Below are 25,428 nucleotides of genomic sequence, written 5' to 3'. Positions count from 1 at the left end.
ACATGCCGGTTCCTTGGATGGCGAAATCGTTTGCGGGAAAACAATCAGATTACGGTGGCCGCGGGGCGATGGGAAGATGGGGAGCGATCTCGGGTATCGCGGTAATGCAGCATGATCTTGATGTCGATCAAGGGCAGAGGCGGCAAACCCCTGCTATAGCTGTAGGGCACCCTTGTCTGAACCTGGAGCCTTGACCATGCCCACCATGATGAAAGCCGCCGTCTTCGTCGAGCCCGGCCGTATCGAGATCGACGACCGCCCGATCCCCGACATCGGCCCCAATGACGCCCTGATCCGGGTCACCACCACCACCATCTGCGGTACCGACGTGCATATCCTCAAGGGTGAGTACCCGGTGGAGAAGGGGCTGATCGTGGGCCACGAGCCGGTCGGGGTGATCGAGAAGCTCGGCGCGAACGTTCAGGGCTACCACGAGGGCCAGCGGGTGATCGCCGGGGCTATCTGCCCGAGCTTCACCTCCTACGCCTGCCAGGACGGCTGCAGCGCCCAGGATGGTGGCCACCACGCCCACGGCTACAAGCCCATGGGCGGCTGGCGCTTCGGCAACACCATCGACGGCGCCCAGGCCGAGTACCTGCGGGTGCCCGACGCCCAGGCCAACCTCTCGCCGGTGCCCGACGGCCTCACCGACGACCAGGTGCTGATGTGCCCGGACATCATGTCCACCGGCTTCGCCGGCGCCGAGTCGGCCAATATCAAGATCGGCGACAGCGTCGCGGTGTTCGCCCAGGGCCCCATCGGCCTGTGCGCCACCGCCGGTGCCCGGCTGCGCGGCGCGGGGCTGATCATCGCCGTGGACGGCGTCGACGAGCGCCTCGAGATGGCCAGGAAGATGGGCGCTGACGTGACCCTCAACTTCCGCCAGGTGGACGTGGTCGCCGAGATCCTCAAGCTCACCGGCGGGCGCGGCGTGGATGCCTCCATCGAGGCGCTGGGGCTGCAGCAGACCTTCGAGCAGGCGCTGCGGGTGATCAAGCCCGGCGGCACTCTGTCGAGCCTGGGGGTCTACTCCGAGAGCCTGACCATTCCGCTGGACGCCTTCTGCGCCGGCCTCGGTGACCACCGTATCGTCACCTCGCTCTGCCCCGGCGGCAAGGAGCGCATGCGCCGGCTGATGCAGATCATCGACAGCGGCCGCCTGGACCTCGGCCCCATGGTCACCCACCGCTACCCGCTGGAGAAGATCGTCGACGCCTATGACCTCTTCTCCCACCAGCGCGACGGGGTGCTGAAGATTGCCCTTGAGGTCTCCTGAGTCCTTGCGATGGCGGGAGTTCTGGTACACTCCCGCCATCATCGAGGTAGACGGAGACACGATGGAAACGGAACTGAGTGAGTTTGAGCGACAGATGCGTCGCGAGATCAACGCCTTCATGGACAACGCGCAGGAAACACGGCGCAAGGCGGTGACGTCACCCCCCGAATGGCCCAAGGAGGCCGACGAAGCGGCCAAGGCGCCGCGTAGCAAGCCGGCCGGTTCGCCGAAGACCGGCCACCGCGTCAAGCTGGCGGTGCGTACCAAGCCCCTCGAGCTGGACACCGTCTTCGAGCATGTCTCCTCCAGCATCTCCAAGATCGAGGCGCAGCTCGAGGCCGAGAAGGCTGCCCGCAAGGCCGGCTATCCGATCATCGGCCATGTGATCGAGACCCAGCGTCTGTAACGCTTTCCCGCCCGGGCCAGGCGTCGGGCAGACCCCACCGAGGAGCCGCCCGTGAGGATCACCCAGCTTGCCATCTATCCGGTCAAGTCGCTGGGCGGCATCGCCCTCGATGACGCACGCCTGACCGCCGAGGGCCTGGCCTGGGATCGCCGCTGGATGGTGGTCGACGATGTCGACCGCTTCGTTACCCAGCGCCAGCTGCCGGCCATGGCGTCCATCCGCGTCACCCTGGAGCCCGATGCCCTGGTGCTTGCCCACCCCGGGGTCGCGCCGCTGCGCGTGGCGCTTGCCGCCCGCCAGCAGAAGCGTCTCTCGGCCTACGTCTGGGAGGATCGCTGCGACGCCCTGGACGAAGGGGCTGAGGCCCGCGACTGGCTGGCCGCGGTGCTGGGGGATCTGCGCGGCAGCCGCCTGCGCCTGGTGCGCTTCGCCCCCGACCACCGTCGCCCGGTGGAACCCCACTACCTGACGCCCGGCGAGCAGGCCCACACCGCCTTCGCCGACGGCTATCCGCTGCTGGTGGCCTCCACGGCGTCGCTCGCCGAGCTCAACCGTCGGCTTGTCGCCAAGGGACTGTCGCCGGTGCCCATGAGCCGCTTTCGCCCCAATATCGTGATCGAGGGTGCCGAGCCCTTCGCCGAGGACGGCTGGCAAGTGCTCGGCCCCACCGACGGCCGCTGGCGGCTGGGGCTGCGCAAGCCCTGCCAGCGCTGCAAGATCACCACCGTGGATCAGCATAGCGGCGAGATCCCCGTGCCCGGCGAGCCGCTGCGTACCCTGGTGGAGATGAACCCACGCCTCGCCCCCGGCGGCTACTTCGGCCAGAACGCCATCTTGCTGGCGGGGGAGGGCGAGACGCTCAGCGTGGGTGATGGAGTGGCGGCGAGCCCCGCCTGACCGGCCCCTGCATTCCTGGAACGATTTTTCATTAAAATCGCCCTGGGCTATGATGGCGGGTCCGATTCGTCCATCCCCCACCAGGAGCCTGCCATGAGCTTTCATGTCTATCTGTCCGGCGAGATCCACACCGACTGGCGCGAGGAGATCCAGCGCGGCGCCGAGGCCGCCGGGCTGGATGTGGTCTTCACCGCCCCGGTGACCGACCACGCCGCCAGCGATGCCGCCGGCGACCACCTGGGCGAGACGCCCAGCCAGTTCTGGCGCGACCACCAGTCCTCCAAGGTCAACGCCATCCGCACCCGCACCCTGATCGAGCAGAGCGACCTGGTGGTGGTGCGCTTCGGCGACCAGTACAAGCAGTGGAACGCCGCCTTCGATGCCGGCTACTGCGCCGCCCTGGGCAAGCCCTACGTGACGCTCCACGCCGCAGAGATCGTCCACCCCCTCAAGGAGGTCGACGCCGCGGCCCAGGCCTGGTGCACCACCACCGACCAGGTAGTGGAGATCCTGCGCTACGTGCTCAAGGCCTGACCCCCCCGAGGCTCCAGTCGGTACTGGTCCAGCCGGGACTCTCCTCGCGGCAGGTGCCGGCCAACGATCGCCATTCCTGGACTACGCCGATCAGGGAAGCCATCGAGGGCTCCAGGCAGGGCGGGATGCGCATGGGGTCCGCCTACTGCTTGCCCGGCGACTCCCGCGGCGACTGGGCCCACCCAGCGCGGGTCCTGCCGGCAGAGGAGCGTCAGCATGACCAGGGAGCGCTACCACCCGATCATCTACGTGCGCGGTTTCGCCATGCGCGACAGCGAGATCGAGGCGACCATCAACACGCCCTACATGGGTTTCAACCTGGGGGCGACCCGGGTACGCCAGGGGCCCAGCGGGGCGTTCGACTCCCTGATCTTCGAGTCGCCGGTGATCCGCCTGATGAAGGATCACGGCTACCGGGACGTCTACGCCGAGGGGGCGGAGCGCGAGGACCGGCTGCCCCGCCGGACCCTGCTGATCCACCGCTACTACGAGGGGGAGGGCGGTGAGGGGCAGCGCCCCTCGATCCCCGAGGCGGCCCGGGCGCTCTCCGAGCGGATCCTCTGGCTGCGCGAGCGGATCTGCGGCGACGATGAGGAGGCGCGGGAAGCCTTCAAGGTCTACCTGGTGGCCCACTCCATGGGCGGGCTGGTCTGCCGCTGCCTGCTGCAGAACCCCGAGGCGGGCAGCGCCGAGGCGCGCGCCTGCGTCGACAAGGTCTTCACCTACGGCACCCCCCACGATGGCATCGAGATGGCCGGGTTCAACGTGCCGCGCTTCCTGGGCCTCTGGGACATCAGCAACTTCAACCGCAAGAGCATCGCCGGCTACCTCAAGCTCTCCCCGCGCGGGGGCCGGGTCAACCGCCTGGGGGGACACTTCCCGCCGGAGCGCTTCTTCTGCCTGGTGGGCACCAACCACCGCGACTACAACGCCACCCGCCACGTGGTGGGCGCGCGCAGCGACGGCCTGGTGAAGATCGACTGCGCCTGGGTCGAGGACGCCCCTCGGGTGCACCTCTACCTGGCCCACAGCGGCCCCTTCGGCATGGTCAACTCCGAGGCCGGCTACCTCAACCTGACGCGCTTCCTGTTCGGCGATGCCCGCATGGTGGGGCATCTGGTGGTCGACCACCTGCCGCTGCCGCCTTCGCTGCAGCAGGCCCGTGACGAGGGGAACGACATCGAGGGCAGCTACCACTTCGAGTGCACGGTGATGCCGAGGCTCTTTCCGCCGGTGGCGCTCTCGGAGCGGCGGGTGGAGCATGACTCGGCGATCTTCCGTCGCTATGACGAGATGTTCCATCCCGAGCGGGCCGGCCATGACCATGCCCGTCACCCGGTGCTCTTCTCCGTCTACCTGGACAGCACGAGGATCACCGTCACCCAGGGGCGCACCATCATGCTCACGGCCGACATCGCCGTGCGCAGCACCGAGTTCAAGGTGGGGGGACGCTGGTTCGTCAGCCGCCGGGTGCCGGAGGAGAACCTCTTCCGCGAGAAGGTGGTGATCCTGGCCACCGCCGCTGCCGGGGGCTGGCGGCTGCGCTATATCCTCGGCGACGAGGACTGGGGCGAGGGGCGCGGGCGGCCGGTCAAGGAGGATGGACGGGGGCACTACGTGCCGCTGACCAGCCGCAAGGGGTTCAAGGGGCGGCTCTACCTGGGCATCGAGCCCTGGGAGTGAGCCGCCAACGGCCTGGCCCTCTAGACGCCGCCGCCCCGGCGCTGGCCGGGGCGGCGTCGAGGGGCCGGCATGGCCCGCTGGCTCAGAGGGTCATGAAGGGCGAGGCCTCGCCGTCGCGGAACTGGTAGACGTCCCAGTCGGCCTGCTTGGGCCCGGGCATGCCGGGGGTGCCGATGGGCATCCCGGCCAGGCCGATGCCGCGGGTGTCGGGGCGCTCCTCGAAGAGCTTCTCCACCGCTTCGAACGGCACGTGCCCCTCGATGGCGTAGCCGCCCATCTGGAGGGTGTGGCAGGAGCCGAGGCCGAAGGGCAGGCCGACGCGCTGCTTGATCTTGCCTACCTCGATATCGTCGACGATCTTCACCTCGACCCCGCGGGCCTCGAGCTGGCGGGCGTACTCGTCGCAGCAGCCGCATTCCGGGTTCTTGAACATGGTCGCCTTGTCGGGCAGGGCAGCCTGGGCGGTGCCGGCGCCGAGCAGTAGGGCAGCAGAGAGCATCAGAGTAGAGCCGAAGCGGTTCATGAGCGGACCTCCGGAAGATCACGGGATGTGCGGGGGGACGTGAACAGGTACTTGGCGAGGGCGGCGATGCCGAGGCCGAGCAGGGTGAGCATGGCGATGGGCATGACCCAGGCCAGCCAGGGCAGGTTGCCCATCAGGGCAAGACAGGTGTTGAGCATGGGAGTATCTCCTGACGAACGGGTCCGAATGGATCGGGAAGGCGCGCGGCCTTTCTGGCGGAGGATTCCGCCGGTGTTCGGTCAGGTTCTGGGAGGACGCCGCGGGGGCAGGGGGCGGTGGGCGATCACGGCCAGCGCCGGGGCGAGGGCCGGGAAGTGAGGGGCAGCCGTGGCCAGGTCGATGGAGGGCGGCAGCGCGGCGCAGCTGGCGCAGCGGTGCTCGTCCGGGGTATCAGCGTCGAGCAGCTGTACCTGCGCGACGAGGCCGCAGTCGGCCTGGTGGCTCTCCATGGCGCCATGGCTCGACAGCGTGACCATCGCCAACAGCAGCGCGAGCAGGAGGGCCAGCAGGCGGCCTCCTGTGCGCTGTGTTGCTGATGTCCGAATGAGCCGGTGCATGAGGAACTCCCTTGAGTCAGGCCTTCAGCTTGCCTCTTGGTGGCTCGAGCTGCATTGATCCAAGGCAACTTCCCGGGCGAATCGCGAAGCGGGAACGAGGACGCGGGTCATTCATCGTTTCGGTGGCTGTGGCGGTGCACGAACAGGTGCAGCCCCAGGCAGAGCCCCATCGGCAGCAGCAGCCAGGTGCCGGTGCCGAAGGGGTTGCCGCGCCACAGCACGATCAGCATGGCCACCCCCATCAGCACCAGGCAGGCGGTCATCATTGCGTGGTGCAGGCGGTTCATCGGGTATCTCCTTGCGGGTTGGCGCGGGTGAAGCCCCGCTTGAGCAGCAGCGAGTTGCCGATCACCGAGAGCGAGCTGGCGGTCATGGCGATCACGCCGATCATCGGGTGCAGCAGGCCCACGGCGGCGATGGGAATGGCGGCCACGTTGTAGGCACTGGCCCAGATCAGGTTTTGAACGATCTTGCCGAAGGTGGCGCGCGAGAGGTGCATGGCCTCCACCACCCCGGTCAGCTCGCCGCGCACCAGGGTCACGTCGGCGGCCTCGATGGCCACGTCCGCCCCGGCGCCGATGGCGATGCCCACGTTGGCCTGCTTCAGCGCCGCGGCGTCGTTGATGCCGTCCCCCACCATGGCCACGTGGTTGCCGTGCTTCGCCTGCAGGGCGCGAATGGCGTCGACCTTGCCCTCCGGCAGCACCCCGGCCTGGACCTCATCGATGCCGACCTCCTCGGCCACGGCCCGGGCGGCACGCTCGTTGTCGCCGGTGATCATCACCACGTGCAGGCCCAGCGCATGCATGCCGCGGATGGCCTCGACCGACTCCTCCTTGAGGGTATCGGCCACGGCCACCAGGCCCAGGGCCTGGCCGTCGGCGGCCACGATCACCACGGTGCGCCCCTTCGCTTCGAGCTTGCCCATGGCGTCATCCAGGGCCTCGAGGCCGGCCACGCCTTCCTCCTCGAGCAGCCGGCGATTGCCGATCAGCACGCTCGCGTCGCCCACCCGGCCCGAGACGCCGCGGGCACCGGTGGAGCGGAACTCGCTGACCTCGCCGGGCGTCACATCGCGTTCCTTGGCACCGTCGACAATGGCCCGGGCGATGGGGTGCTCCGAAGCGTTCTCCACGCTCGCCGCCAGGGTCAGCAGGCGCGTCTCCTCGACGCCCTCGGCGGCCACCACCTCGGTCAGCGTCGGTTCGCCGCGGGTGATGGTGCCGGTCTTGTCCAGCACCATCACCTTGACGTCCTTGAAGGTCTGGATCGCCTCGCCGGAGCGGATCAGGATGCCGCGCTCGGCACCGATGCCGGAGCCCACCATCAGCGCCGTGGGCGTTGCCAGGCCCAGCGCGCAGGGGCAGGCGATGACCAGCACCGCCACGGCGGCCAGGATCGCCAGCACCGGGGTGGCGGCCTCGGGGTTGACCCAGGGCAGGAAGGTCGCGCCCCAGTCGAGGATCGGGCGCAGGGCGTCCGGAATGAGCAGCCACACCACCAGGCTGGCCAGGGCGATCAGGATCACCGCCGGCACGAAGCGACCGGTCATGCGGTCGGCGAACTCCTGGATCGGCACCCGGGAGCCCTGGGCCTGGTCGATCAGGCGCACCACCTGGGCGAGGAAGGTGTCGCCGCCGACCCGGGTCGCCTTGACCCGCAGGCGCCCCTCCTTGTTGATGGTGGCGCCGATCACGCTGTCGCCGGGGCTCTTGTAGACCGGGATCGATTCGCCGGTGGCGATGGACTCGTCGAGGTGGCTCTCGCCCTCGACCACCTCGCCGTCGGTGGGCACCTTGTCGCCGGGGCGCACCACCATGATGTCGCCGGGCGCCAGCTCCTTGACCGGCACCTCGACCTCCTCGCCGTTGCGCTCCACGCGCGCCGTCTTGGCGCCCAGGGTCAGCAGCCGGCGGATGGCCTGGGAGGCGCGCCCCTTGGCCAGCGCTTCCAGATAGCGCCCCAGCAGGTGGAAGGTCATGATGGTGGCGCCCATCTCGATGAACGAGGTCATGGGGGTGATGAAGCCGACCAGGCCGATCAGATAGGGGGGCAGGCTGCCCATGGAGATCAGCACGTCCATGTTGAAGGTGCCGTTTTTCAGCGAACGCCAGCTCGAGCGGTGCGTGGCGGCACCGCCGTAGAGGAAGACCACGGGAAAGGCGAGCAGGGCGACGATGGCCAGGTACCCTGGAATCGGCTGCCAGAACATGTGCGGTATCATCAGCAGCATGATCAGGGTGGTAGGTATCCCGGCGATGATCAGCCGCTTGCGCGCCTGGGCGAGGTAGGCCTCCTCGATCTCGGCGTCGCCGTCGCCCGCCTCCTGCTCCTCGGTCTGCACGGCGGCCACGTCATAGCCGGCCCCCTCGACGGCGCGCTTCAGCGCCTCACCATCGGGGCCACCGGCCTCGATGGTCACACTGACGCGGTGGCTGGCGATATTGGTCTGGATCTCGCCCACGCCATCGAGGCGTTCGAGCGTCTTGCGCACGATGCCGGCGCAGTGGTCCGAGCCCATGCCGGGCACCGTCAGGCGAATCTGCTGCTGGCCACCACCGCTGACGGCGGCCACGTCATAGCCGGCACCCTCGACGGCTCCCTTCAGGGTGTTGCCGTCGGGTCCGCCTTCCTCGACCGTCACGCTGACATGATGGTTGGCGATATTGGTCTGGATCTCGCTCACGCCATCGAGGCGCTCGAGGGTCTTGCGCACGATGCCGGCGCAGTGGTCGCTGCCCATGCCGGGTACCGTCAGGGTGATCGTTCTGGACCTGGTGTCACTCATCACGTGCCTCCTGCAGCTGTCGCCGACATGGACGGCCAGGGTTGGCCGTCCTTGATGTTGCGTACTCAGTGACTCCGCCGATCAGTGATGGGCATCGTGGTCCTCGGGATCCACGTCGGCGGGCGCCGCCTGGCGGAGCCGCTCGCGCTGCTCATCGGTCATGAGGTCGTGCATGGCGTTACGCATGCGCACCATCTCGGCCATCATCTCGCCGTGCAGCTCGGCCAGGCGGCCGTGGAGTTCCTGCACGGCTTCCGGATCCGGACTCTCGCCGTGCATCTCGGCCATCAGGTCGTCGCGCAGGTTCATCAGACGGCCCTTGCGCTCGAACTGGGCCGGGCGGTGATCCTGCATCAGTTCGCGCATCTGGCTGCGCTGCTCGGCGTCGAGCATCGACATCATGCCCATGCCCTCGCCCATCATCGGGCAGGGCATCATGCCGCCCATCATGCCGGGGCCCATGCCGCCCTGGCCGCCGCCGCCCATCATGCCCCCCATCATGCCGGGGCCCATGCCGCCCTGGCCGCCGCCGCCCATCATGCCCCCCATCATGCCGGGGCCCATACCGCCCTGGCCGCCACCGCCCATCATTCCTCCCATCATGCCGCTTCCCTGACCGGGTCGAGAGTCCGGCATGCCCTGGGCGAGGGCGGCGCCGGCACTACCGGCACCGAGTGCCAGGGCGAGTCCGAGGGCGAGAGTCTGCTTGCGAAGTTTCATGATCGTTCTCCTTGCTGCTGATTGGTCCCGTCGAGGGCCAATGCTCACAGTATTCCGGCTATGTGCGGCACAGAGGTCAATGCCGTGCGACTACGACTGGGTGTCTGGGAAACCAGCCAGGACTCAGGACCGGAAGCGCTGTGTCAGCAGGTAGAGGGGAACGGTGTGGGGAGAGGCGGGCCCAGGAAGGGGGTGGCCAAGTGCCGAGGTGAGGTGCACGGATGGCCCGGCGACGGAGGCGATCAGGGCCGACGGGTCGGGAGTGGCATCCGGCGACTCGCTGCGGGGCAGCACGCCCGAGGCGGGGCGCCAGGCGTGGTCATGGTGGCAGTGGGGCAAGTCGGGCGCTGTGCTGAGCCAGGCCTCCGACGCGGCCTCGCCGAAGGCGAGCTCGAGGCCCGGCACCGGTGGGTCGCCCTGATGGGCAGGCTCCGCCGTCTGGGCCCTGGCCATCAGGGCGACCAGCAGCAGCGCCAGGATGAGCACGGCACCGAGCCAGAGGGGGAGTCCTCCCTGGCGGGGTGCTGCGCTCTGCCCGGGCGCCTGAGGCTGCATGACGGTGTCTCGCTTGTCGGTGTCGTGTAGCCCTTACCCTAGTCCAGCAGCGCCAGCTGTCCATTGATTCACGTCAAAGAATCTCCGATGGTAAACCTGTGGGCAGGGCCCAGGTTGCGGGGGCCTCGAGGCCGTGAAATACTCGCGCCTCCATTGGCTCACAAGGCCGTTTATCCCTACATGCGTCGACTCTCCTCCCACTGGCTTCTCAGCCTGCTGATGGCCCTGGTGCTGGTCATGGCGCCGCCCGTTGCCGCGGGCGGGCACCATGGGGATGCCGCCTGCCTGGAGAGTCAGCTCATGGAGCATTCGGCCATGCAGGGGGCGGCGGCCTGGGACCTCTCGGCAATCGCCGACCCCAGCGAGCCGGATGCCTCCCTGGCCTCTCCCTGCTGCATCCCCTGTGCCCAGTGCGGTGCCAGCATGGCCCGGCTGACCATCGAGGCGGTAGCATCCCCGCATCCCCTGTCCGGGCCCGGCCTGGGCCATCCTGCGGGGCCTCCCGCTCCCTTCGAGCGGCCTCCTCGCGCCTGAACCTCTCTTCCCCTGATGGCGCCGCGGGTGATCGAACCGCGGTGAGAGTGTTCATGTCACGAGGATCACTTGATGAAACGTCGCGAATTTCTGGGCTACTCGGCGCTGGGCGCCCTGGTGCTGTCCACGGCCGGCACCATGGGCTATGCCCTCTCTCGCCAGCTTCCCCATTCGACGCCGCCCGTCGGGCTCGCCCCGACGCCGCTGGGCGGAGAGCCCCTCCAGCCGCTGCCGCGCATCGCCAACCTGAGCGAGACGGCCGGCCGCTTTCGCAGCGCGCTGACCCCGGCCCCCCATGCGGTGCCGCTCGGCGATGAGCTCGAGGCCCGACTGTGGCTCTACAACGGCAAGGTGGCGCCGCTGATCGAGGTGCGCGAGGGGGATGAGCTGGACATCACCCTGATCAACGAGCTGGAGCAGGAGACCACCCTGCACTGGCACGGCGTGCCGGTGCCCCAGGCCCAGGATGGTGCCCCCTGGGACGCGGTGGCGCCGGGCGAGTCCCGCCAGTACCGCTATACCTTCCCCGCCGGCAGCGCGGGCCTGCACTGGTTCCATCCCCATCCCCACGAGGGCACCGCCCGTCAGGTGGCCCACGGCCTGGCGGGGGCGCTGCTGGTGCGCCCGCCCCAGGATCTGCTGCCCCTGGAGGTGGAGGAGCACCTGCTGGTGGTCAGCGACCTGCGCCTGATGGCGAACGGTGAGGTGGCGCCGCATACCGCCGAGGACTGGATGAACGGCCGCGAGGGGGAGCTGCTGCTGGTCAACGGCCAGCGCGAGCCGCGCCTGGACGTGGCGCCGGGCACCACCCTGCGCCTGCGGCTGATCAATGCCTGCGCCGGGCGCTACCTGCGTCTGCGCCTGGACCAGCACGAACTCACCCTGATCGGTACCGACGGCGGGCTGATCGAGCGCCCGCAGCCCCTCGACGAGCTGCTGCTCACCCCGGGCGAGCGCGCCGACCTGCTGGTGCGGGTGAGCGAGCAGGCCGAGGGGCGGTTCCAGCTGGCCAGCCATCCCTACGAGCGGGGCTGGATGGGCGAACGGCCCTCCCACCTGAATCGGGTCGCGCCGCTGCTGACGCTCCATACCCTGAATGCCGGCGTGCAGCCTCCGGTGGCGCTGCCGGAGCGGCTGGGGCGCGTCGAGCCCCTGGGCGAGCCGGACGTGCGTCGCCAGGTGGAGCTCACCGAGGTGATGCCGGGCCATGACGACCACGGCGCTGGCCACGGTGCCCCCCATGCCGGCCATGGGGCAGGACATGCTGACCCCCATGCCGCGCACGGCGGCGGCAGCGACAGCCACCATGGTACCCATGGACCGGGCGCCGGCCATGCGGCCCACGGAGCCGGCCAGGGCGGCGATGCTCGCCCGGAGGTGGACTTCCTGATCAACGGGCGCGCCTTCGCCATGGACGAGACCCTCTTCGAGGGCAGGGTCGGCGAGGTGGAGGAGTGGGAGGTCTTCAACAACTCCCACATGGACCATCCCTTCCATGTGCACGGCACCCACTTCCAGGTGATCGCCACCCGCGATGCCGACGGCGAGAGGCGCGAAGCCCCCTGGCTGGCCTGGAAGGACACCGTCAACCTGGCGCCCTACCAGCGCCTGACACTCCGCATGGTGTTCCGCGAGCCCGGTGACTGGCTGTTCCACTGCCACATCATCGAGCACGAGGAGCTGGGCATGATGGCGACGATCCGCGTGAGCTGATACTGCACGTACCGTGCTTCGGCACCATGCGGCGGCTTCGTATGGCGCCGGCGACACCTGCCGAATGATAAGGAAGTGACATCATGACCCATTATCGATGGCCACTCTTGATGGCCGTGCTGCTGACCCTGCTGGTGGGCTGTTCCCGAGAGCCGAGCAGCATCAGTCTCGAGCAGCTGCGTCAGCAGACCCACATTCACGGCCTGGCCTTCGATCGATCCGACAGTGAACGATTGTGGCTGGCGACCCACCATGGCTTCTATGCCGTGGAGCGAGATGGCAAGGCCCGGAGGGTCTCGGAGGAGACCCATGATTTCATGGGCTTCGCGCCTCATCCCGAGGAGGCCGAGACCTTCTTCGCCAGCGGCCATCCGGCGGCTGGCGGCAACCTCGGGGTGGTGATCTCCGGTGATGGAGGTCGCAGCTGGTCACGGCTTGCGGCGGGCGTCGATGGCCCGGTGGACTTCCATCAGCTGACCGTCAGCGCGGCCAGCCCCAACGTGCTCTACGGGGCCTATGCCGGCCAGCTCCAGGTCAGCCAGGATGGCGGTACCAGCTGGCGGATTCTCACAAAGGCGCCGGCCGGGCTGATTGCCCTGGCTGCCTCGAGTCGTGATTCCGAGCAGCTCTATGCTGCCACTCAGACCGGGCTCCTGATGAGCCCGGACGGCGGTGAGCGCTGGCGCCAGATCCATGCCGAGCGCCGCCCCGTCAGCCTGGTCGTGGCCAGCCAGGGGACGCTCTACGCCTTCATGCTGGACGTCGGCCTGCTGCGAGCCGAGGAAGCCAGCCGTGACTGGGAGATGGTGAAGCGTGGCTGGGGAGAGCGCTATCTGATGCACCTGGCGGTGGATCCCGACAATCCCCAGCGACTGGTGGCGGCCGATGACCTGAATCAGCTGCTGATCAGCGAGAACGGTGGGCGCGACTGGTCGCGTCTCGAGTGAACCGGGAGGTACCCCATGCTGCAATATCCACAGATTGACCCGGTGGCCATCAGCCTCGGGCCGTTCGCGATTCACTGGTACGGCCTGATGTACGTGGTCGGCTTCGTCGCCGCCTGGTGGCTGGGGCGTCTTCGCGCGCATCGCCTGGGCCTGACCCATGACGACATCGGCGACCTGATCTTCTACAGCGCCGTTGGCGTGGTGCTCGGCGGCCGCCTGGGCTATGCGCTCTTCTACGGCAGCGAGCAGTGGCTCGCCGACCCGCTGTGGCTGCTGCGACTCTGGGAGGGGGGCATGAGCTTCCACGGCGGCCTGATCGGGGTGCTGGTGGCGGCCTGGCTGTTCGCGCGCAGGAAGCGGCTCGGCTTCCTGTCGCTGACCGACTTCATCGCCCCGCTGGTGCCGATCGGACTGGGGGCGGGGCGGATCGGCAACTTCATCAATCACGAGCTGCCGGGCCGGGTCAGTGAGCTGCCCTGGGCGATGCCCTTCCCGCATATGGGGCCTGAGCCGCGCCACCCCACGGCGCTCTACGAGTTCGCCCTGGAGGGGGTGGTGCTGTTCGCGGTGCTCTGGTGGCTCTCCCGAGAGCCGCGCCGCACCGGGCTGATCTCCGGGCTCTTCCTGCTGCTCTACGGCGTCTTCCGCTTTGCCGTTGAGTTCGTGCGCCTGCCCGATCCGCATATCGGTTTCATCGCCTTCGGCTGGGTGACCATGGGCATGGCGCTGACCCTGCCGATGATGGTGGCAGGCGCGGCGCTGATCGGCTGGTCGCGGCGACAGCCGGCGGTGGAAGCCGCTTCCCGATGACGCTTCAGGCAAGGCGACGCCGCCCCTGGCGCCGGATTCTGCTGGTGATGGGCATCGCTCATCTGGTGGGCCTGGCCTCATCGCTGGATGCGATGATGTCGAGCCGGACCTCCCAGGGGGCCATCGCCTGGATCGTCTCCCTCAACACCGTGCCCTATGTGGCGGTGCCCACCTACTGGGTGTTCGGCCGCGCGCGGTTCCAGGGCTATGTCTCGGCGCGGCGCGACGAGGACTCGGCGCTGGGCCAGGCGCTGGCCGACAAGCTGGCGGAGCTGCGCGCCCACGGCGTCTCCGCCGCCCACAGCGACAAGCACCTGGTAGGCGTCGAGCAGCTGGCCAAGCTGCCGTTTCTCGGCGGCAACCGGGTGGAGCTTCTGATCGACGGCGAGGCGACCTTCGAGAGCCTGTTCGCCGGCATCGAGTTCGCCGAGCGCTATCTGCTGGTGCAGTTCTACATCGTGCGCGCCGACGAGGTGGGCAGGGCGCTGCAGGCGCGGCTGATCGAGAAGGCGCGGCAGGGGGTGGAGGTCTTCTTCCTCTATGACGAGATCGGCAGCTATGCGCTGCCGGGGAGCTATCTCAGGGCGATGCAGGAGGCCGGGGTCCAGGTGCACCGCTTCCACTCCACCCGCGGCACGGGCAACCGCTTCCAGCTCAACTTCCGCAACCATCGCAAGATCGTGGTGGCCGCCCTGAGCGGCGTGGACGTGAGGATCCTGATTCCCGAGCGGCCGGACAACCCGCTGACCTACTTTGCCGCCTACGCCTTCCTCGATTCGCTGCTCGAGGCGGGGGTCAAGGTCTACCGCTACGAGGGGGGCTTCCTGCATGGCAAGGCCTTCCTGGTGGACGATATCGGCGCGGCGGTGGGCACCGTGAATCTCGACAATCGCTCCTTCCGTCTCAACTTCGAGGTCACCGCGCTGGTGATGGATCCCGGCTTCGCCGCCGAGGTCGAAGCCATGTTCGAGCGTGACTTTGTCCAGTCGAGAAGGATGCGTGCCGATGAGATCGATCACCACCCGCTCTGGCACCGGGTCGCCGCTCGTGCCTCGTACCTGCTGGCGCCGGTGCTGTGAGCCAACGTGCCGAGACGTCGCGCCAGATGCCGGGCGTCAGGGAGCCCGGTGACAAATCTCAACACTCTTGCTGCTCCGGGACGGGGTGCTCCCCGTTACACTACGGACACGATAATGATCCCGAGGCCTTGCGGCCGAGGCTGCCTTGACGAGGTGATATAGATGGCAATGACAAGTTGTAAGCCGGATAGCTCGAGGGAGGGCCTGAGGTGGCTGGCCCTTGCCAAGAGCGGGCTTCTCGCCGGTCTGCTGGCGTTTACCGGCGCCGTTCAGGCCGACGAGGAGCGCGAGTGGCCCCGTGGCCACTACCCGCTGCCCGAGGAGGGCAACGTGATCGGCGAGGTCTACACCGTGACCGTGGACGACCACGAGGACACCCTGATCGACATCGCGCGCCGCCATAACGTTGGCTACGAGGAGATCGTGCGCGCCAATCCGGACGTCAGCATCTGGATTCCCGGCGAGGGCACCGAGGTGACCATTCCCGGCAAGTTCATCCTGCCCGATGCCGAGCGCACCGGGGTGGTGATCAACGTCGCCGAGCTGCGCCTCTACTACTTCCCCGAGGTGCGCAACGGCGAGATCCCGCGGGTCGAGAGTTATCCGATCGGCATCGGCCGCGAGGGCTATGACACCCCGCTGGGCATCACCAAGACCACCATGCGGCTGCAGGACCCGGCCTGGTATCCGCCGCGCTCCATGCGCGAGGAAGCCGCCGCCCGCGGCGAGCCGGCCCCGGCCGTGGTGCCGCCCGGCCCCGACAACCCCCTGGGGCGCCATGCCGTGCTGCTCGATATCCCCGGCTACCTGATCCACGGCACCAACGATCCCGACGGCATCGGCATGCGCGCCAGCCGCGGCTGCATCCGCATGTTCCCCGAGGATATCGAGTCGGTATTCCACAACGTGCCGGTGGGCACCCAGGTCAACATCATCGACCAGCCGATCAAGGTGGGCTGGCGGGACGGCCAGGCCCTGGTGCAGGTCTTCGAGCCCCTGGCGTCCCAGGAGCACGGCATGTCGGCGCTGATCGACACCATCTCCCGCCTCAACGCGGGCAATGCCAACGGCGCTGCCTTCGACTTCGAGCAGCTGCGTGGCCTGCTCGAAGCGCCCAGCGGCCAGGTGGTGGCGTTGCAGGCGCCCCCCGAGCCCGAGCCCGACGAGGCGCCGGCGCTGAACGGCCTCTTCGAGGAGCTGGCGCTCAGCGACGACTGACGCGAGCCAGGCTCACGGAACGGGCGCCCTCGGGCGCCCGTTCTCGTCAGTGGCGGCCGTGGTCGCCGTGGTCGTGCCAGGGGCGTTCGCCAGGCTGAAGCGGCCGGCGGTGCCGCTCAGGCAGTGGCCGGCGGCCGCGACAAGGCGCCGGGACGCCTCGGCGGGCATCAATCGGCGTCGACTTGACCCCGGTCAGGCAGCGCCTCCACCAGCTCCAGCGCCACGCAGAGCCGCACCAGCTCGGCGAGGCTCGACGCCCCCAGCGCCTTCATGGCGCGCAGCCGATAGACCTCCACGGTCTTGGCGCTGATCCCCAGGTGCTCGGCGACCTCGCGGCTGGTCATCCCTTCCGCCACGTGCACCAGGATCTGCCGCTCCTTGGGGCGCAGCGCCGCGTAGCTCGCCTGCAGATCGTCGTGGCGCTCCCGCTCCCGGCGCTGCCGCTGGTGGGCCTGCCGCGCCTGCTGCACGGTATCGATCAGCTGCTGGTGGTTGAAGGGCTTCTCGATGAAGTCCAGGGCACCGGCCTTGAGGGCCGCCACCGCCATGGGGACGTCGCCGTGGCCGGTCATGAAGATCACCGGGAGCGCGTCGCCGCGCTCGTTCAGGCGCTGCTGGACCTGCAGGCCGGAGAGGCCCGGCATGCGCACATCCAGCAGTACGACGTCGAAGGTGTCAGGGTCGGCGGCCAGGAAGGCCTCGCCGTCGGCGAAGGCGCGGCTGGCCAGGCCCACGGAGTCGAGCAGCCAGGCCAGCGACTCGCGCAGGTCCTGGTCGTCATCGACGACGGCGATGCAGGCGTCGGGTGTGTCGGTCACGGGTGTCTCGCGGCAGCCAGGGGAGCGGGTTCGGCCAGCAGTGTAGCGGCAAAGGTGGCGCCGCCGGAACCGTTGGCGGGCAGGAGGCGCAGGTCGCCCCCCATCGCCTCCATCAGCGAGTGGCTGATGGCGAGCCCCATGCCGAGCCCCTCCGGTCGCCCGGAGTGGAAGGGCGCGAAGATGCGCTCGGCGTCGCTGGCCGGCACTCCGGGCCCCTGGTCGCTGACCGTGAGGGTGACCTCACGGCGACCGCTCTGGCGGGCGCGCAGACTGACCCGTTCGGCGCCGGGGTGGTCGCGGCTCGCCTCCAGGGCGTTGAGCAGCAGGTTGACCAGCACCTGCTCCAGGGCCACCGGGTCGACGATGACCCGCGGCAGGGTCTCGGGCAGGTGGTGCTCCAGCGCGATGCCGGCCTGCTGGAACTGCCACTCGCAGAGCCGGCAGGCGGCGTCCACCACCTCCAGCAGGACAGCCGGCCGCGGCCGGGTCTGCCCCTTGCGCACGAAGGCGCGGATATGCCGCAGGCGCTCGGCCAGGCGGGTCACCTGGTCGCTGATCCGGGAGAGCGGCAGGCGCAGCGCCTCGGCCGGCAGGTCGGGGTCGGCGTCGAGCTTGAGCAGGGCGCCGCTGGCGTAGTTGGCGATGGCCCCCAGGGGCTGGTTGAGCTCGTGGGCGATGTTGGAGGCGAGCTCGCCGGTGGTGGCCAGGCGGTTGGCGTGGGCGATCTGCTCCTGGTGGCGGCGGGCCTGGGTCTCGGCGGCCTTGCGCAGCCCGATATCGCGGTTGAGCAGCGACACGTGGCCCGGCTCGCTGCCCAGGCCCCGATGGGCCATCACCACGCTGAGCACCGGCACCGGCCCGTCGGGGCCGCGCATGGCCAGCTCGCCGCTCCAGGAGCCATAGCGGGCCACCGCGGGGAGCACGATATCGCGCAGTTCGGCCAGCGACTCTTCGCCGTAGGCGTCCGCCAGGCGGGCCTCGCCGCCCTCCCGAGGCAGGCGCAGCAGGCGCCGGGCGGCCTCGTTGGCGTAGAAGAGCCGCTCGTGCTCATCCATGAACAGCACGTGGTCGGTGGTGGATTCCACGACCCGGGCGAGGCGTTCGCGGTTGGCCTCGGCGCGCAGGCGCCGGCCCACGTCGCGGGAGACGCTGAGGATGTCGAGCAGCTCGCCGGTGGCGGGGTCGCGGCGGGTGCGGCTGGTGGTCTCGAACCAGACGTAGCGGCCGTCCTTGGCGCGGAAGCGGTAGGTCTGCTGGTAGAACCCCTTGTGGTAGTAGACCCGCGGCGACTTGTTGAGCAGGTCGGCCAGGTCCGCCGGGTGGAAGAGGTCGTAGGCGGAGACGCCGATCAGCTCCTCGGGCTCATAGCCGAGCAGGTCCCGGGCGGCGCGGGAGGCGTAGAGGAAGGTGCCGTCCCGGGCGTGCCGGCTGATCAGGTCGGTGGTGCTCTCGGCCAGCCACTGGTAGTGGTCGCGCTCGTCCTGGAGCGGCTGCAGCTGGTCCCTGAGCCGCCGGTTCTCTGCCTCCAGCTCGGCGCAGCGCGCCGCCAGCCCTTCGGTCCTTTCGTTTTGCCCCGTCATCAGCGCGCCGGGTCCACCCGGCCGCCCAGGGAGGCGTTGCGCCGGAACCAGCCGGCGATGCTGGCCCGCGGCAGGCGGGTCGGCAGCACCTCGTGGGGCACGCTCTCGGCGAGGAAGCAGGCGAAGGTGCCGGCGCTGGGCCGCACCCGGGCCACCTCGCGCTCGGGCTCGTCGGGGGCGTAGAGCACCATCTCGCCGCCGCCGTCCTCGGGCCAGTCGGGGTTGAGGTAGCCCACGGTGGAGACCACCCGGTTGGCGCGGCCGCGGAAGCTGTCCAGGTGCCGGCGGTAGAAGGCGCCGGGCGGGTAGTGGGCGAAGTGGGCCTCGTACTCGAAGAGCCCCAGGAACAGTGCCCGGTTCAGTGCCTGCTGCACCTCGCCCATGGCCTCCAGATAGCGGCGCTGGGCGAGGCTCTCGCGGTCGAGCCAGTGGATGGCGTCGCCGCGGATATCGCGACGCAGCTGAAGCTCCTGGCCGCGGCCGATGCCGGCGGCCTCCAGGGCGTCGCGTTCGGCCAGGGCGGTGAGTTCGGCGTGAAGCTCCGCGCACAGGTCGGCGTCCAGCACCCCCTCGCCCAGGTACCAGCCCTGTTCCACCAAGGCATCGATCAGGCGGGGCAGGGCCTCGGGGGCCAGCGCGGGGGGCAGGGCGGAGGGGAGGGGCAGGCTCAGTGTCGTGGTCTCCTGGGTCGAACGGGTCAGCGGCTCGCCTGCTGCTGGATGCGCAGCAGGCGGTCGGGAAAGTAGCAGAGCCGGCCGGGGGGCTTCCTGTCCAGACTCACCGGGCAGCCGAACCCCTCGGCCAGCAGCTCCACCAGCATCATCGCCGAGAGCCCCCAGATCACCTGGCCGTCTACGTGGTAGTTGGGCACATAGAGGGGCCGGCCGTCCACGGGGATGACGTCGGTATGGTGGCGACGGTCCTCCAGGAAGTGGGCGAGGGGCACCTCGAAGATGGCGTCGAGCTCCGTGGGATCGGGGATCAGGGGCAGGTCCGGTGGAATGAGCCCCACGTAGGGAGTGACGCGCAGGCCGTGCAGCGAGACCACGTCCGACAGCCGGCCGAGCAGCTCCACCCGGTAGGGGGGCAGAGCGATCTCCTCATGGGACTCCCGAAGGGCGGTGGTCAGCAGGTCAGGGTCGCCCGCCTCGCGCTTGCCGCCGGGGAAGGCCACCTGGCCACTGTGGGTGTTGAGGTGGGCGGCGCGGCGGGTGAGCAGCAGGGTCGGCTCGGGGCGGTCGACGATGGGCATCAGCACCGCCGCCTCCGGCAGCTGCAGCAGGGACCGCCGGGGGCGGTGCGCTTGCAGGCGTTCGCGAAGATTCTCTAACATGGGGTTTCCATCGGGTTTGATTCCTTCTACCCGGCCGCCTTCCGCGGCGTCAAGCCCGCCAGCCTGCCCGGGAGCCCCATGAACTTCTGCAGCCACTGCGGCCACACCGTGCGCTTCGCGATTCCCGAGGGGGATGACCGCCCCCGCCACCTGTGCGACGAGTGCGGCACCGTCCACTACCAGAACCCGCGCATCGTGGCCGGCACCCTGCCGGTGAGCGGCACCCGGGTCCTGCTCTGCCGCCGCGCCATCGCCCCGCGCAAGGGGTACTGGACCCTGCCGGCGGGCTACATGGAGAACGCCGAGACCACCGTGGAGGCGGCCGCCCGGGAGACCCGCGAGGAGGCCTGCGCCGAGGTCGATATCCACGGGCTCTACACCCTGATCAATCTGCCCCACATCAACCAGGTCTACATGATCTTCCGGGCCGATCTCACCGGCGGCTTCGGCCCCGGCCCCGAGAGCCTGGAGGTGGCGCTGTTCGAGGAGCACGAGATCCCCTGGGAGGAGCTCGCCTTTCCCACCATCGAACGCACCCTGCGCCACTTCTACGCCGACCGCCGCGATCAGCGGTTTCCGCTGCACGTCAGCGACATCACCCCCTAGGATCGCGAGCGCTACTTTGGCTCTGCCTGACGCTGGTTCTAGCTGAGCGTCAGTCGAAGGTCTCCAGCTTCCAGACGTCGTAGGCCGGCTCCTCGTAGGGGTGGGCGAGCTTGAGCGCCGCCACGGCGGCGTGGATCAGCCTATCCTCGCACACCAGCTCGACCTTGAGCTCCTCGACGCGTTCCAGCTCGCCGACCTCGCCGATGTGCGGATCGGCGCCGTCCAGGGGGCGGAACTGGCCGGTGCCGCGAGTCTGGAAGCAGCAGGCCTCGTAGTCGCCGATGCGTCCGGCGCCGGTCTCGAACACCGCCTCCTTCACCGCTTCGGCATCCTCCACGGGAACGAAAAACGCCAACTTGTACATGCCCCTTCTCCTTCTTTGCCATACTGGAAACGGTGTGTCTGGAGTATAGAGGGGAGCGATGCAGGCCGATATTGGAGCGCTGCTCGAAACGTTGGGGCTGACGCCGCGAGGCGAGCCGTGGCGGCTTTCCGGCGGCGATATGGCGGCGGTCTACCGGCTGGAGACCGAGCAGGGCGAGGTGGTGCTCAAGCGCGACGATCCGCAACGGCTTGCCGGCGAGGCGGATGGCTTGCGTGCGCTGCGTGCGCAAGCCACCCGACTGGTGGTACCGGAGGTGCTGGGCGTGAAGGACGGCTGGCTGGCGATGGAAGCGCTGGATGCCGGCGGGCGACGGGACGAGGTCGCGCTGGGCGAGGGGCTGCGCGAGCTGCATGCCCATGTCGAAGGGGGGCATGGTTGGCCGCGGGACAACGCCTGCGGGCGTACGCCCCAGCCCAATGCCCCGCTGGACGATGGCCGTGCCTTCCAGCGTGAGCGTCGCCTGCTGCCGCTGGCCCTGCGCTGCCGGGAGCGGGGCTTACTGGACGACACGCGCCATCGGCGCATCGAACGCGCGGCGTACGATCTGGAGACATGGCTCGCGGATGCGCCGGCAAGCCTGGTGCATGGCGATCTATGGTCGGGCAACGTGCTCTACACGCCGCGCGGTCCGGCGATCATCGATCCCGCCATTTACCGCCACTATCCGGAGGTCGACCTGGCGATGCTGACGCTGTTCGGCTCGCCTGGCGAGGCATTCTTCGAGGCCTATTGGAATGGTCCTCGCCCCGGCGACTGGCCGAGACGGGAGGCGCTGTTCCAGCTCTATCCCCTGCTCAATCATCTGCTGCTGTTCGGCAGGAGCTATCTCTCCGGGGTCGAAGGGGCGCTGGCACGAGTGGAGCGCGGCTGACTCGGTAGCATGGCTTTTCTCAGCCCCGTGCATGGTGGCATCATGATATATGACATACAATCAAGTATGTTTGTCGATGCCGTTCCGCTCATGTTCAGGGAAGGAAAATGCCACACTATAGAAGGGCTTGGAGAATCGTTGCGGTAATCGGGGGGCTGGCCTTGTCCGCCAGCGCCATGGCGCAGAACGCGGTGTCGCTGCAGTTCGACAACGATGGCATGGTCAGCGGCGACGATGATCAGTACACCGCCGGCCTGGAGGCCTCCTGGACCCAGGCGCTGGACGAGACCCACTGGTCGCAGGGGCTCGTCCGCTGGTTGCCCTCGGCGGTGCTGGGCGAGGCCGATACCCTCACCTGGCAGCTCAGCCATCGCATGTATACCCCCGAGGCGATCTGGCGGCGCGATCTGGTCGCCGACGATCGCCCCTACGCCGGGTTGGCGCTGGCGACGCTGGCGCTGCACGAGACTCGCCGCGGCGATGGACGCATGCGCGCCAGTACCGTGCAGGTCGACACTGGCATGGTGGGGCAGTCCACCCGTGCCGAAAGCCTCCAGCGCGAAGTCCATCGGGTAACCAACAGCGAAACTCCACGCGGCTGGCGGCATCAGATCGGCGATGAGTTCGTGCTCAACGCCGGTTACCGCAGTCAGTGGTGGTTCGATCTTCCCTCCCAGGGGCTGGAGTGGCAGCACGGGCCTACCCTCGCGGCGGGGCTCGGCAATCTCACCACCCATGCCGGCGGCGGCTATGCGCTGCGCTTCGGCCGGGGGCTGGAGCGCGGCCACGGCATGCCGACCCTGGGGCCGGGACTGGGCGGCTACCGTCAGGCGTCCCACGGCAGCGGCTTCGGCTGGTATGTCTATGCGGGGCTGGAGGGGCGTTACGTGGCGCACAACCTGCTGCTCGACGGCAACACCTCCAAGGACAGCCACTCCGTGGATGCCAAGGATTGGGTGGGCGACGCCGTGCTCGGGCTGGCCTTGACCTGGGATGAGTGGCAGTTGGGCGCGGCCTATATCGCCCGCAGCGAGGAGTTCCACGGCCAGGACAGTTTCGCACCGCATGGCGCATTGATTTTCTCTTATCACCTGTAAGCCACGCCCTCGCGGAACTGAGCGAGCGAAGGCCAGACAAGGCGAAAGCCGGCGGCAAATCGGTAGGATAGCCGATTTGGACTGCCCTGCTGCTCGCAGCGCGAGTGACAGGGATGTCACGAGTCAAAACGCGGAGTTTACACGGAGTAAATGAGCATTTTGATCGGACTCGCGCACGAGCCGGCTTTCAACACCGTATGGCCGAGCGCAGCCAGTTCCCGTTACCAGGAGCGGTAGGGGAGAAATTTGCCGTTCAGTGTCAGCACCACCCGGTCGCCCTTCGGGTCCTTGACCTTGTCCACCTCCATGGTGAAGTCGATGGCGCTCATGATGCCGTCGCCGAACCGCTCCTGGACCACGTCCTTGAGGGTCTCGCCGTAGACGCCGACGACCTCGTAGAGACGGTAGATCAGCGGATCCTGGGGGATCGCCTCGTCCCAGGTCTTGGTGGGAAAGGCGACCAGGGCCTCGGCGACGTTACCGTCGACATCCAGCACCTCGCAGAGCTTGTGGGCCACTTCGGCCTTGGCGCTGTTCATGCCGTAGCAGGCCGAGGCGGTCCACACCGGCGACATGCCGATGGCCTGGCCGATCTCCTCCCAGCTGAGTTTCTTGCGGGCCTTGGCGGCGAGCAGGGTGTGGCGCATCTCGAGCTTATCCATGGTGAGTCTCCTTGGGAGTGAACTTGACCAGTTTCTCGTTGGGGGAAGCGGATGCCGGCGCATCCGCGCTGTGGGACTCGGTCGCCGATTCGGCGACCGGGTTGACCGGGCGCGGGTAGTGTAGCCCGCGGCGGTCGAGGTCGGCGGTGCGCAGCTCGCCCGAGCGGTTCACCAGGAAATCGACCAGGTAGTTGCGGATGGTGTAGAAGTGCGGGTGCTTGACGATCTCGGCCCGGGAGCGCGGCCGCGGGAGGTCGATTTCCACCGCCTCGGCGATGCGCGCCTGGGGGCCGTTGGTCATCAGGAAGATGCGGTCGGCCAGCAGGATCGCCTCGTCCACGTCGTGGGTGATCATGAACACCGTCTGGCGGTCCTGGCTCCAGATCTTGACCAGCTCGTCCTGAATGACGCCGCGGGTCAGCGCGTCGAGCGCCCCGAAGGGCTCGTCGAGCAGCAGCAGCTCCGGCTTGGTGGCGAAGGCCCGGGCAATGCTGACCCGCTGGCGCATGCCCCCGGAGAGCTGGGCTGGCTTGCGATCCTCGACGCCCTTCAGTCCCACCATCGCGAGATAGCGCAGGCTGTGCTCGGTGACCTGGGCCTCGTCCCACGCCTTCCAGCGGGCGCGAACCCCGAAACGCACGTTCTCCAGGGCGGTCAGCCACGGCAGCAGGCTGTAGTTCTGGAACACCACGCCGCGCTCGAGGCCCGGGCCGTTGATCTCCTTGCCCTCCATCACCATGGCGCCATCGCTGAACTGATCCAGCCCGGCCAGGGCGTTCATGATGGTGGACTTGCCGCAGCCGGAGTGGCCGATAATGCAGACGAACTCGCCCTTCTCGAGGCTGAAGCTGACGTTCTCGAAGACCGTCAGGCCCTCGCCCCCCTTGGCGCCGGGAAAGCGCTTGGCGGCTTGCTGAACTTCCACAAAGGCATGACTCATGGTTCTCTCCTGTGGGGGATGCGTGGGGTCGGTCATTCCTGGTAGGCGACCAGCCTGGCGACGGCGCCGAGGGCCAGGTCGAGCAGCATGCCGACCACGCCGATAAGCAGGATCGAGAAGATCACGCTGGTCAGGTCGAGGTTGTTCCACTCGTTCCACACGTAGTAGCCGATGCCGGTGCCGCCCACGAGCATCTCGGCGGCGACGATGACCAGCCAGGCGATGCCGATGGAGATGCGCATGCCGGTGAGGATGGTCGGGGCCGCGGCGGGCAGGATCACCTGGAAGGCGGTCTTCATCGGCGACAGCTCGTGGGTGCGGGCCACGTTGACCCAGTCCTGCCTCACGCCGGCCACGCCGAAGGCGGTGTTGAGCAGCATCGGCCAGATCGAGCAGATGAAGATCACGAAGATCGCCGAGGCCTGGGCATCGCGGATGATGAACAGCGCCAGCGGCATCCAGGCCAGCGGCGAGATGGGTCGCAGCACCTGGATGAAGGGGTTGAGCGCCTTGTAGGCGAGCGGCGACATGCCGATCAGAAAGCCGATGGGAATCGCCACCAGGGCCGCGGCGAAGTAGCCGGTGAGCACCCGGAACAGCGAGTAGCCGAGCTGGATACCGATGCCCTTGTCGTTAGGGCCCGCATCGTAGAAGGGGTTCGACAGCTCCTGCCAGCCGCGCTCGATGATCTGCGAGGGGGGCGGTACCCGGGCGGTCTCGTCGGCGCCACCCATCAACAGCTCGTATTCGCTGAGTTCGGCGCCGGCGCCGCCGAGGATCGGGGCGCGGTTGAGCCCCTCCCAGAGGCCGAGAAGCAGCGCCAGGATCACCGCGGCGAGCAGGCCGGCGCGAAAATTGAGACTGAACTTCCACTCGGTGGTCGTGCGGTCCATGGT

General features: G+C 68.7%; 29 protein-coding genes. 14 read left to right on the top strand and 15 right to left on the bottom strand.

The genetic code is table 11. From position 1 onward, the window contains the following. Window positions 1–196 precede the first annotated feature (196 nt). The 5 genes from DER72_RS01880 (at window position 197) to DER72_RS01860 (ending at window position 4,796) form a co-directional block, all read left to right on the top strand. Window positions 197–1,276, top strand: a complete 1,080-nt coding sequence (locus DER72_RS01880) for an NAD(P)-dependent alcohol dehydrogenase (protein ID WP_110068306.1) — start codon at window positions 197–199, stop codon at window positions 1,274–1,276. A gap of 61 nt (window positions 1,277–1,337) precedes the next feature. Continuing rightward, window positions 1,338–1,682, top strand: a complete 345-nt coding sequence (locus DER72_RS01875; protein WP_110068305.1) for a hypothetical protein — start codon at window positions 1,338–1,340, stop codon at window positions 1,680–1,682. Window positions 1,683–1,733: 51 nt separating this feature from the next. Continuing rightward, window positions 1,734–2,579, top strand: a complete 846-nt coding sequence (locus DER72_RS01870; protein ID WP_110068304.1) for an MOSC domain-containing protein — start codon at window positions 1,734–1,736, stop codon at window positions 2,577–2,579. Window positions 2,580–2,672: 93 nt separating this feature from the next. Next, on the top strand, window positions 2,673–3,113 hold the full coding sequence (locus DER72_RS01865) for a YtoQ family protein (protein WP_110068303.1): 441 nt from the start codon (window positions 2,673–2,675) through the stop codon (window positions 3,111–3,113). A 216-nt stretch (window positions 3,114–3,329) separates the two neighbouring features. Next, window positions 3,330–4,796: a triacylglycerol lipase gene (locus DER72_RS01860; protein ID WP_110068302.1), complete on the top strand. Its 1,467-nt coding sequence runs from the start codon at window positions 3,330–3,332 to the stop codon at window positions 4,794–4,796. Between the two features lie 82 nt (window positions 4,797–4,878). Here DER72_RS01860 and DER72_RS01855 read toward each other — a convergent pair whose 3' ends face one another. From DER72_RS01855 to DER72_RS01830, 7 genes are all read right to left on the bottom strand, one after another. Continuing rightward, a complete protein-coding gene (locus DER72_RS01855; protein ID WP_110068301.1) occupies window positions 4,879–5,319 on the bottom strand; it encodes a DUF411 domain-containing protein in 441 nt (146 codons plus the stop codon). Next, on the bottom strand, window positions 5,316–5,477 hold the full coding sequence (locus tag DER72_RS16110) for a hypothetical protein (protein ID WP_181395584.1): 162 nt from the start codon (window positions 5,475–5,477) through the stop codon (window positions 5,316–5,318). The genes DER72_RS01855 and DER72_RS16110 overlap by 4 nt, the downstream gene beginning before the upstream one ends. An 81-nt stretch (window positions 5,478–5,558) precedes the next feature. Then, entirely contained in the window at window positions 5,559–5,876 is a 318-nt protein-coding gene (locus DER72_RS01850; RefSeq protein WP_110068300.1) for a hypothetical protein, read from the bottom strand. Window positions 5,877–5,983: 107 nt separating this feature from the next. Next, window positions 5,984–6,163: a hypothetical protein gene (locus DER72_RS01845; protein ID WP_110068299.1), complete on the bottom strand. Its 180-nt coding sequence runs from the start codon at window positions 6,161–6,163 to the stop codon at window positions 5,984–5,986. Continuing rightward, on the bottom strand, window positions 6,160–8,664 hold the full coding sequence (locus DER72_RS01840; RefSeq protein WP_110068298.1) for a heavy metal translocating P-type ATPase: 2,505 nt from the start codon (window positions 8,662–8,664) through the stop codon (window positions 6,160–6,162). Before DER72_RS01840 ends, DER72_RS01845 begins: the two co-directional genes overlap by 4 nt. An 81-nt stretch (window positions 8,665–8,745) precedes the next feature. Next, window positions 8,746–9,384, bottom strand: a complete 639-nt coding sequence (locus DER72_RS01835; protein ID WP_110068297.1) for a Spy/CpxP family protein refolding chaperone — start codon at window positions 9,382–9,384, stop codon at window positions 8,746–8,748. A gap of 123 nt (window positions 9,385–9,507) precedes the next feature. Further along, on the bottom strand, window positions 9,508–9,939 hold the full coding sequence (locus DER72_RS01830) for a hypothetical protein (RefSeq protein WP_146209027.1): 432 nt from the start codon (window positions 9,937–9,939) through the stop codon (window positions 9,508–9,510). Window positions 9,940–10,119: 180 nt separating this feature from the next. On the opposite strand from DER72_RS01830, the gene DER72_RS01825 reads away from it, so the two are divergent. The 6 genes from DER72_RS01825 (at window position 10,120) to DER72_RS01800 (ending at window position 16,240) form a co-directional block, all read left to right on the top strand. Continuing rightward, window positions 10,120–10,473 (top strand): hypothetical protein, encoded by a 354-nt coding sequence (locus tag DER72_RS01825; protein ID WP_110068295.1) that lies wholly within the window; start codon window positions 10,120–10,122, stop codon window positions 10,471–10,473. Window positions 10,474–10,545: 72 nt separating this feature from the next. After that, complete coding sequence (locus DER72_RS01820; protein ID WP_110068294.1) at window positions 10,546–12,186, top strand: multicopper oxidase family protein; 1,641 nt, start codon at window positions 10,546–10,548, stop codon at window positions 12,184–12,186. A gap of 83 nt (window positions 12,187–12,269) precedes the next feature. After that, entirely contained in the window at window positions 12,270–13,133 is an 864-nt protein-coding gene (locus DER72_RS01815) for a F510_1955 family glycosylhydrolase (protein ID WP_110068293.1), read from the top strand. 15 nt (window positions 13,134–13,148) lie between these two features. Then, a complete protein-coding gene (gene lgt / locus DER72_RS01810; protein ID WP_110068292.1) occupies window positions 13,149–13,943 on the top strand; it encodes a prolipoprotein diacylglyceryl transferase in 795 nt (264 codons plus the stop codon). After that, entirely contained in the window at window positions 13,940–15,022 is a 1,083-nt protein-coding gene (locus DER72_RS01805; protein WP_110068291.1) for a phospholipase D-like domain-containing protein, read from the top strand. Before lgt ends, DER72_RS01805 begins: the two co-directional genes overlap by 4 nt. Before the next feature lie 162 nt (window positions 15,023–15,184). Next, entirely contained in the window at window positions 15,185–16,240 is a 1,056-nt protein-coding gene (locus DER72_RS01800; RefSeq protein WP_258306144.1) for a L,D-transpeptidase family protein, read from the top strand. A 167-nt stretch (window positions 16,241–16,407) separates the two neighbouring features. On the opposite strand, the gene DER72_RS01795 is transcribed toward DER72_RS01800, so the two are convergent. Genes DER72_RS01795 through DER72_RS01780 form a run of 4 tightly spaced genes read right to left on the bottom strand, consistent with a single transcriptional unit; the run spans window position 16,408 to window position 19,971 of the window. Further along, window positions 16,408–17,058 (bottom strand): response regulator transcription factor, encoded by a 651-nt coding sequence (locus DER72_RS01795; RefSeq protein ID WP_110068289.1) that lies wholly within the window; start codon window positions 17,056–17,058, stop codon window positions 16,408–16,410. Then, window positions 17,055–18,638, bottom strand: a complete 1,584-nt coding sequence (locus DER72_RS01790) for an ATP-binding protein (RefSeq protein WP_110068288.1) — start codon at window positions 18,636–18,638, stop codon at window positions 17,055–17,057. The genes DER72_RS01795 and DER72_RS01790 overlap by 4 nt, the downstream gene beginning before the upstream one ends. Continuing rightward, entirely contained in the window at window positions 18,638–19,303 is a 666-nt protein-coding gene (locus DER72_RS01785) for a 2OG-Fe(II) oxygenase (protein WP_110068287.1), read from the bottom strand. The genes DER72_RS01790 and DER72_RS01785 overlap by 1 nt, the downstream gene beginning before the upstream one ends. Window positions 19,304–19,335: 32 nt before the next feature. Further along, entirely contained in the window at window positions 19,336–19,971 is a 636-nt protein-coding gene (locus DER72_RS01780; protein WP_110068286.1) for a CoA pyrophosphatase, read from the bottom strand. Window positions 19,972–20,049: 78 nt separating this feature from the next. Between DER72_RS01780 and DER72_RS01775 the strand changes: the two genes are divergently transcribed. Then, window positions 20,050–20,577, top strand: coding sequence for an NUDIX hydrolase (locus DER72_RS01775; protein WP_110068285.1), 528 nt, complete (start codon window positions 20,050–20,052; stop codon window positions 20,575–20,577). Window positions 20,578–20,626: 49 nt separating this feature from the next. Here DER72_RS01775 and DER72_RS01770 read toward each other — a convergent pair whose 3' ends face one another. Further along, a complete protein-coding gene (locus DER72_RS01770) occupies window positions 20,627–20,941 on the bottom strand; it encodes a YqfO family protein (protein ID WP_110068284.1) in 315 nt (104 codons plus the stop codon). A 58-nt stretch (window positions 20,942–20,999) separates the two neighbouring features. Between DER72_RS01770 and DER72_RS01765 the strand changes: the two genes are divergently transcribed. Beyond that, a complete protein-coding gene (locus DER72_RS01765; RefSeq protein WP_110068283.1) occupies window positions 21,000–21,833 on the top strand; it encodes a fructosamine kinase family protein in 834 nt (277 codons plus the stop codon). Between the two features lie 161 nt (window positions 21,834–21,994). Then, on the top strand, window positions 21,995–22,930 hold the full coding sequence (locus DER72_RS01760) for a lipid A deacylase LpxR family protein (RefSeq protein ID WP_181395581.1): 936 nt from the start codon (window positions 21,995–21,997) through the stop codon (window positions 22,928–22,930). A 221-nt stretch (window positions 22,931–23,151) separates the two neighbouring features. On the opposite strand, the gene cynS is transcribed toward DER72_RS01760, so the two are convergent. The 3 genes from cynS to ntrB are packed head-to-tail and all read right to left on the bottom strand — an operon-like array spanning window position 23,152 to window position 25,425. Next, window positions 23,152–23,592: a cyanase gene (cynS, locus tag DER72_RS01755; RefSeq protein ID WP_110068281.1), complete on the bottom strand. Its 441-nt coding sequence runs from the start codon at window positions 23,590–23,592 to the stop codon at window positions 23,152–23,154. Continuing rightward, window positions 23,585–24,532 carry an ABC transporter ATP-binding protein gene (locus DER72_RS01750; RefSeq protein ID WP_110068280.1) on the bottom strand — a complete coding sequence of 316 codons (948 nt, stop codon included), beginning with the start codon at window positions 24,530–24,532 and terminating at the stop codon, window positions 23,585–23,587. The genes cynS and DER72_RS01750 overlap by 8 nt, the downstream gene beginning before the upstream one ends. Window positions 24,533–24,564: 32 nt before the next feature. Beyond that, window positions 24,565–25,425 (bottom strand): nitrate ABC transporter permease, encoded by an 861-nt coding sequence (gene ntrB / locus DER72_RS01745; RefSeq protein ID WP_110068279.1) that lies wholly within the window; start codon window positions 25,423–25,425, stop codon window positions 24,565–24,567. Window positions 25,426–25,428: the final 3 nt, after the last annotated feature.

Origin of the sequence: Halomonas sp. A11-A, from assembly GCF_003182195.1 — a bacterium.
Taxonomy (GTDB): domain Bacteria; phylum Pseudomonadota; class Gammaproteobacteria; order Pseudomonadales; family Halomonadaceae; genus Halomonas; species Halomonas alkalicola.
This window is presented reverse-complemented; position numbering and strand designations above follow the sequence as displayed.

What these genes read in the sequence shown, in the direction of transcription:
- DER72_RS01880 (WP_110068306.1), top strand. Translation starts at nt 197, where the DNA reads ATGCCCACCATGATGAAAGCCGCCGTCTTCGTCGAGCCCGGCCGTATC.
- DER72_RS01875 (WP_110068305.1), top strand. Translation starts at nt 1,338, where the DNA reads ATGGAAACGGAACTGAGTGAGTTTGAGCGACAGATGCGTCGCGAGATC.
- DER72_RS01865 (WP_110068303.1), top strand. Translation starts at nt 2,673, where the DNA reads ATGAGCTTTCATGTCTATCTGTCCGGCGAGATCCACACCGACTGGCGC.
- DER72_RS01860 (WP_110068302.1), top strand. Translation starts at nt 3,330, where the DNA reads ATGACCAGGGAGCGCTACCACCCGATCATCTACGTGCGCGGTTTCGCC.
- DER72_RS01855 (WP_110068301.1), bottom strand. Translation starts at nt 5,319, where the DNA reads ATGAACCGCTTCGGCTCTACTCTGATGCTCTCTGCTGCCCTACTGCTC.
- DER72_RS16110 (WP_181395584.1), bottom strand. Translation starts at nt 5,477, where the DNA reads ATGCTCAACACCTGTCTTGCCCTGATGGGCAACCTGCCCTGGCTGGCC.
- DER72_RS01850 (WP_110068300.1), bottom strand. Translation starts at nt 5,876, where the DNA reads ATGCACCGGCTCATTCGGACATCAGCAACACAGCGCACAGGAGGCCGC.
- DER72_RS01845 (WP_110068299.1), bottom strand. Translation starts at nt 6,163, where the DNA reads ATGAACCGCCTGCACCACGCAATGATGACCGCCTGCCTGGTGCTGATG.
- DER72_RS01840 (WP_110068298.1), bottom strand. Translation starts at nt 8,664, where the DNA reads ATGAGTGACACCAGGTCCAGAACGATCACCCTGACGGTACCCGGCATG.
- DER72_RS01835 (WP_110068297.1), bottom strand. Translation starts at nt 9,384, where the DNA reads ATGAAACTTCGCAAGCAGACTCTCGCCCTCGGACTCGCCCTGGCACTC.
- DER72_RS01830 (WP_146209027.1), bottom strand. Translation starts at nt 9,939, where the DNA reads ATGCAGCCTCAGGCGCCCGGGCAGAGCGCAGCACCCCGCCAGGGAGGA.
- DER72_RS01825 (WP_110068295.1), top strand. Translation starts at nt 10,120, where the DNA reads ATGCGTCGACTCTCCTCCCACTGGCTTCTCAGCCTGCTGATGGCCCTG.
- DER72_RS01820 (WP_110068294.1), top strand. Translation starts at nt 10,546, where the DNA reads ATGAAACGTCGCGAATTTCTGGGCTACTCGGCGCTGGGCGCCCTGGTG.
- DER72_RS01815 (WP_110068293.1), top strand. Translation starts at nt 12,270, where the DNA reads ATGACCCATTATCGATGGCCACTCTTGATGGCCGTGCTGCTGACCCTG.
- lgt (WP_110068292.1), top strand. Translation starts at nt 13,149, where the DNA reads ATGCTGCAATATCCACAGATTGACCCGGTGGCCATCAGCCTCGGGCCG.
- DER72_RS01805 (WP_110068291.1), top strand. Translation starts at nt 13,940, where the DNA reads ATGACGCTTCAGGCAAGGCGACGCCGCCCCTGGCGCCGGATTCTGCTG.
- DER72_RS01800 (WP_258306144.1), top strand. Translation starts at nt 15,185, where the DNA reads ATGGCAATGACAAGTTGTAAGCCGGATAGCTCGAGGGAGGGCCTGAGG.
- DER72_RS01790 (WP_110068288.1), bottom strand. Translation starts at nt 18,638, where the DNA reads ATGACGGGGCAAAACGAAAGGACCGAAGGGCTGGCGGCGCGCTGCGCC.
- DER72_RS01780 (WP_110068286.1), bottom strand. Translation starts at nt 19,971, where the DNA reads ATGTTAGAGAATCTTCGCGAACGCCTGCAAGCGCACCGCCCCCGGCGG.
- DER72_RS01775 (WP_110068285.1), top strand. Translation starts at nt 20,050, where the DNA reads ATGAACTTCTGCAGCCACTGCGGCCACACCGTGCGCTTCGCGATTCCC.
- DER72_RS01770 (WP_110068284.1), bottom strand. Translation starts at nt 20,941, where the DNA reads ATGTACAAGTTGGCGTTTTTCGTTCCCGTGGAGGATGCCGAAGCGGTG.
- DER72_RS01765 (WP_110068283.1), top strand. Translation starts at nt 21,000, where the DNA reads ATGCAGGCCGATATTGGAGCGCTGCTCGAAACGTTGGGGCTGACGCCG.
- cynS (WP_110068281.1), bottom strand. Translation starts at nt 23,592, where the DNA reads ATGGATAAGCTCGAGATGCGCCACACCCTGCTCGCCGCCAAGGCCCGC.
- DER72_RS01750 (WP_110068280.1), bottom strand. Translation starts at nt 24,532, where the DNA reads ATGAGTCATGCCTTTGTGGAAGTTCAGCAAGCCGCCAAGCGCTTTCCC.
- ntrB (WP_110068279.1), bottom strand. Translation starts at nt 25,425, where the DNA reads ATGGACCGCACGACCACCGAGTGGAAGTTCAGTCTCAATTTTCGCGCC.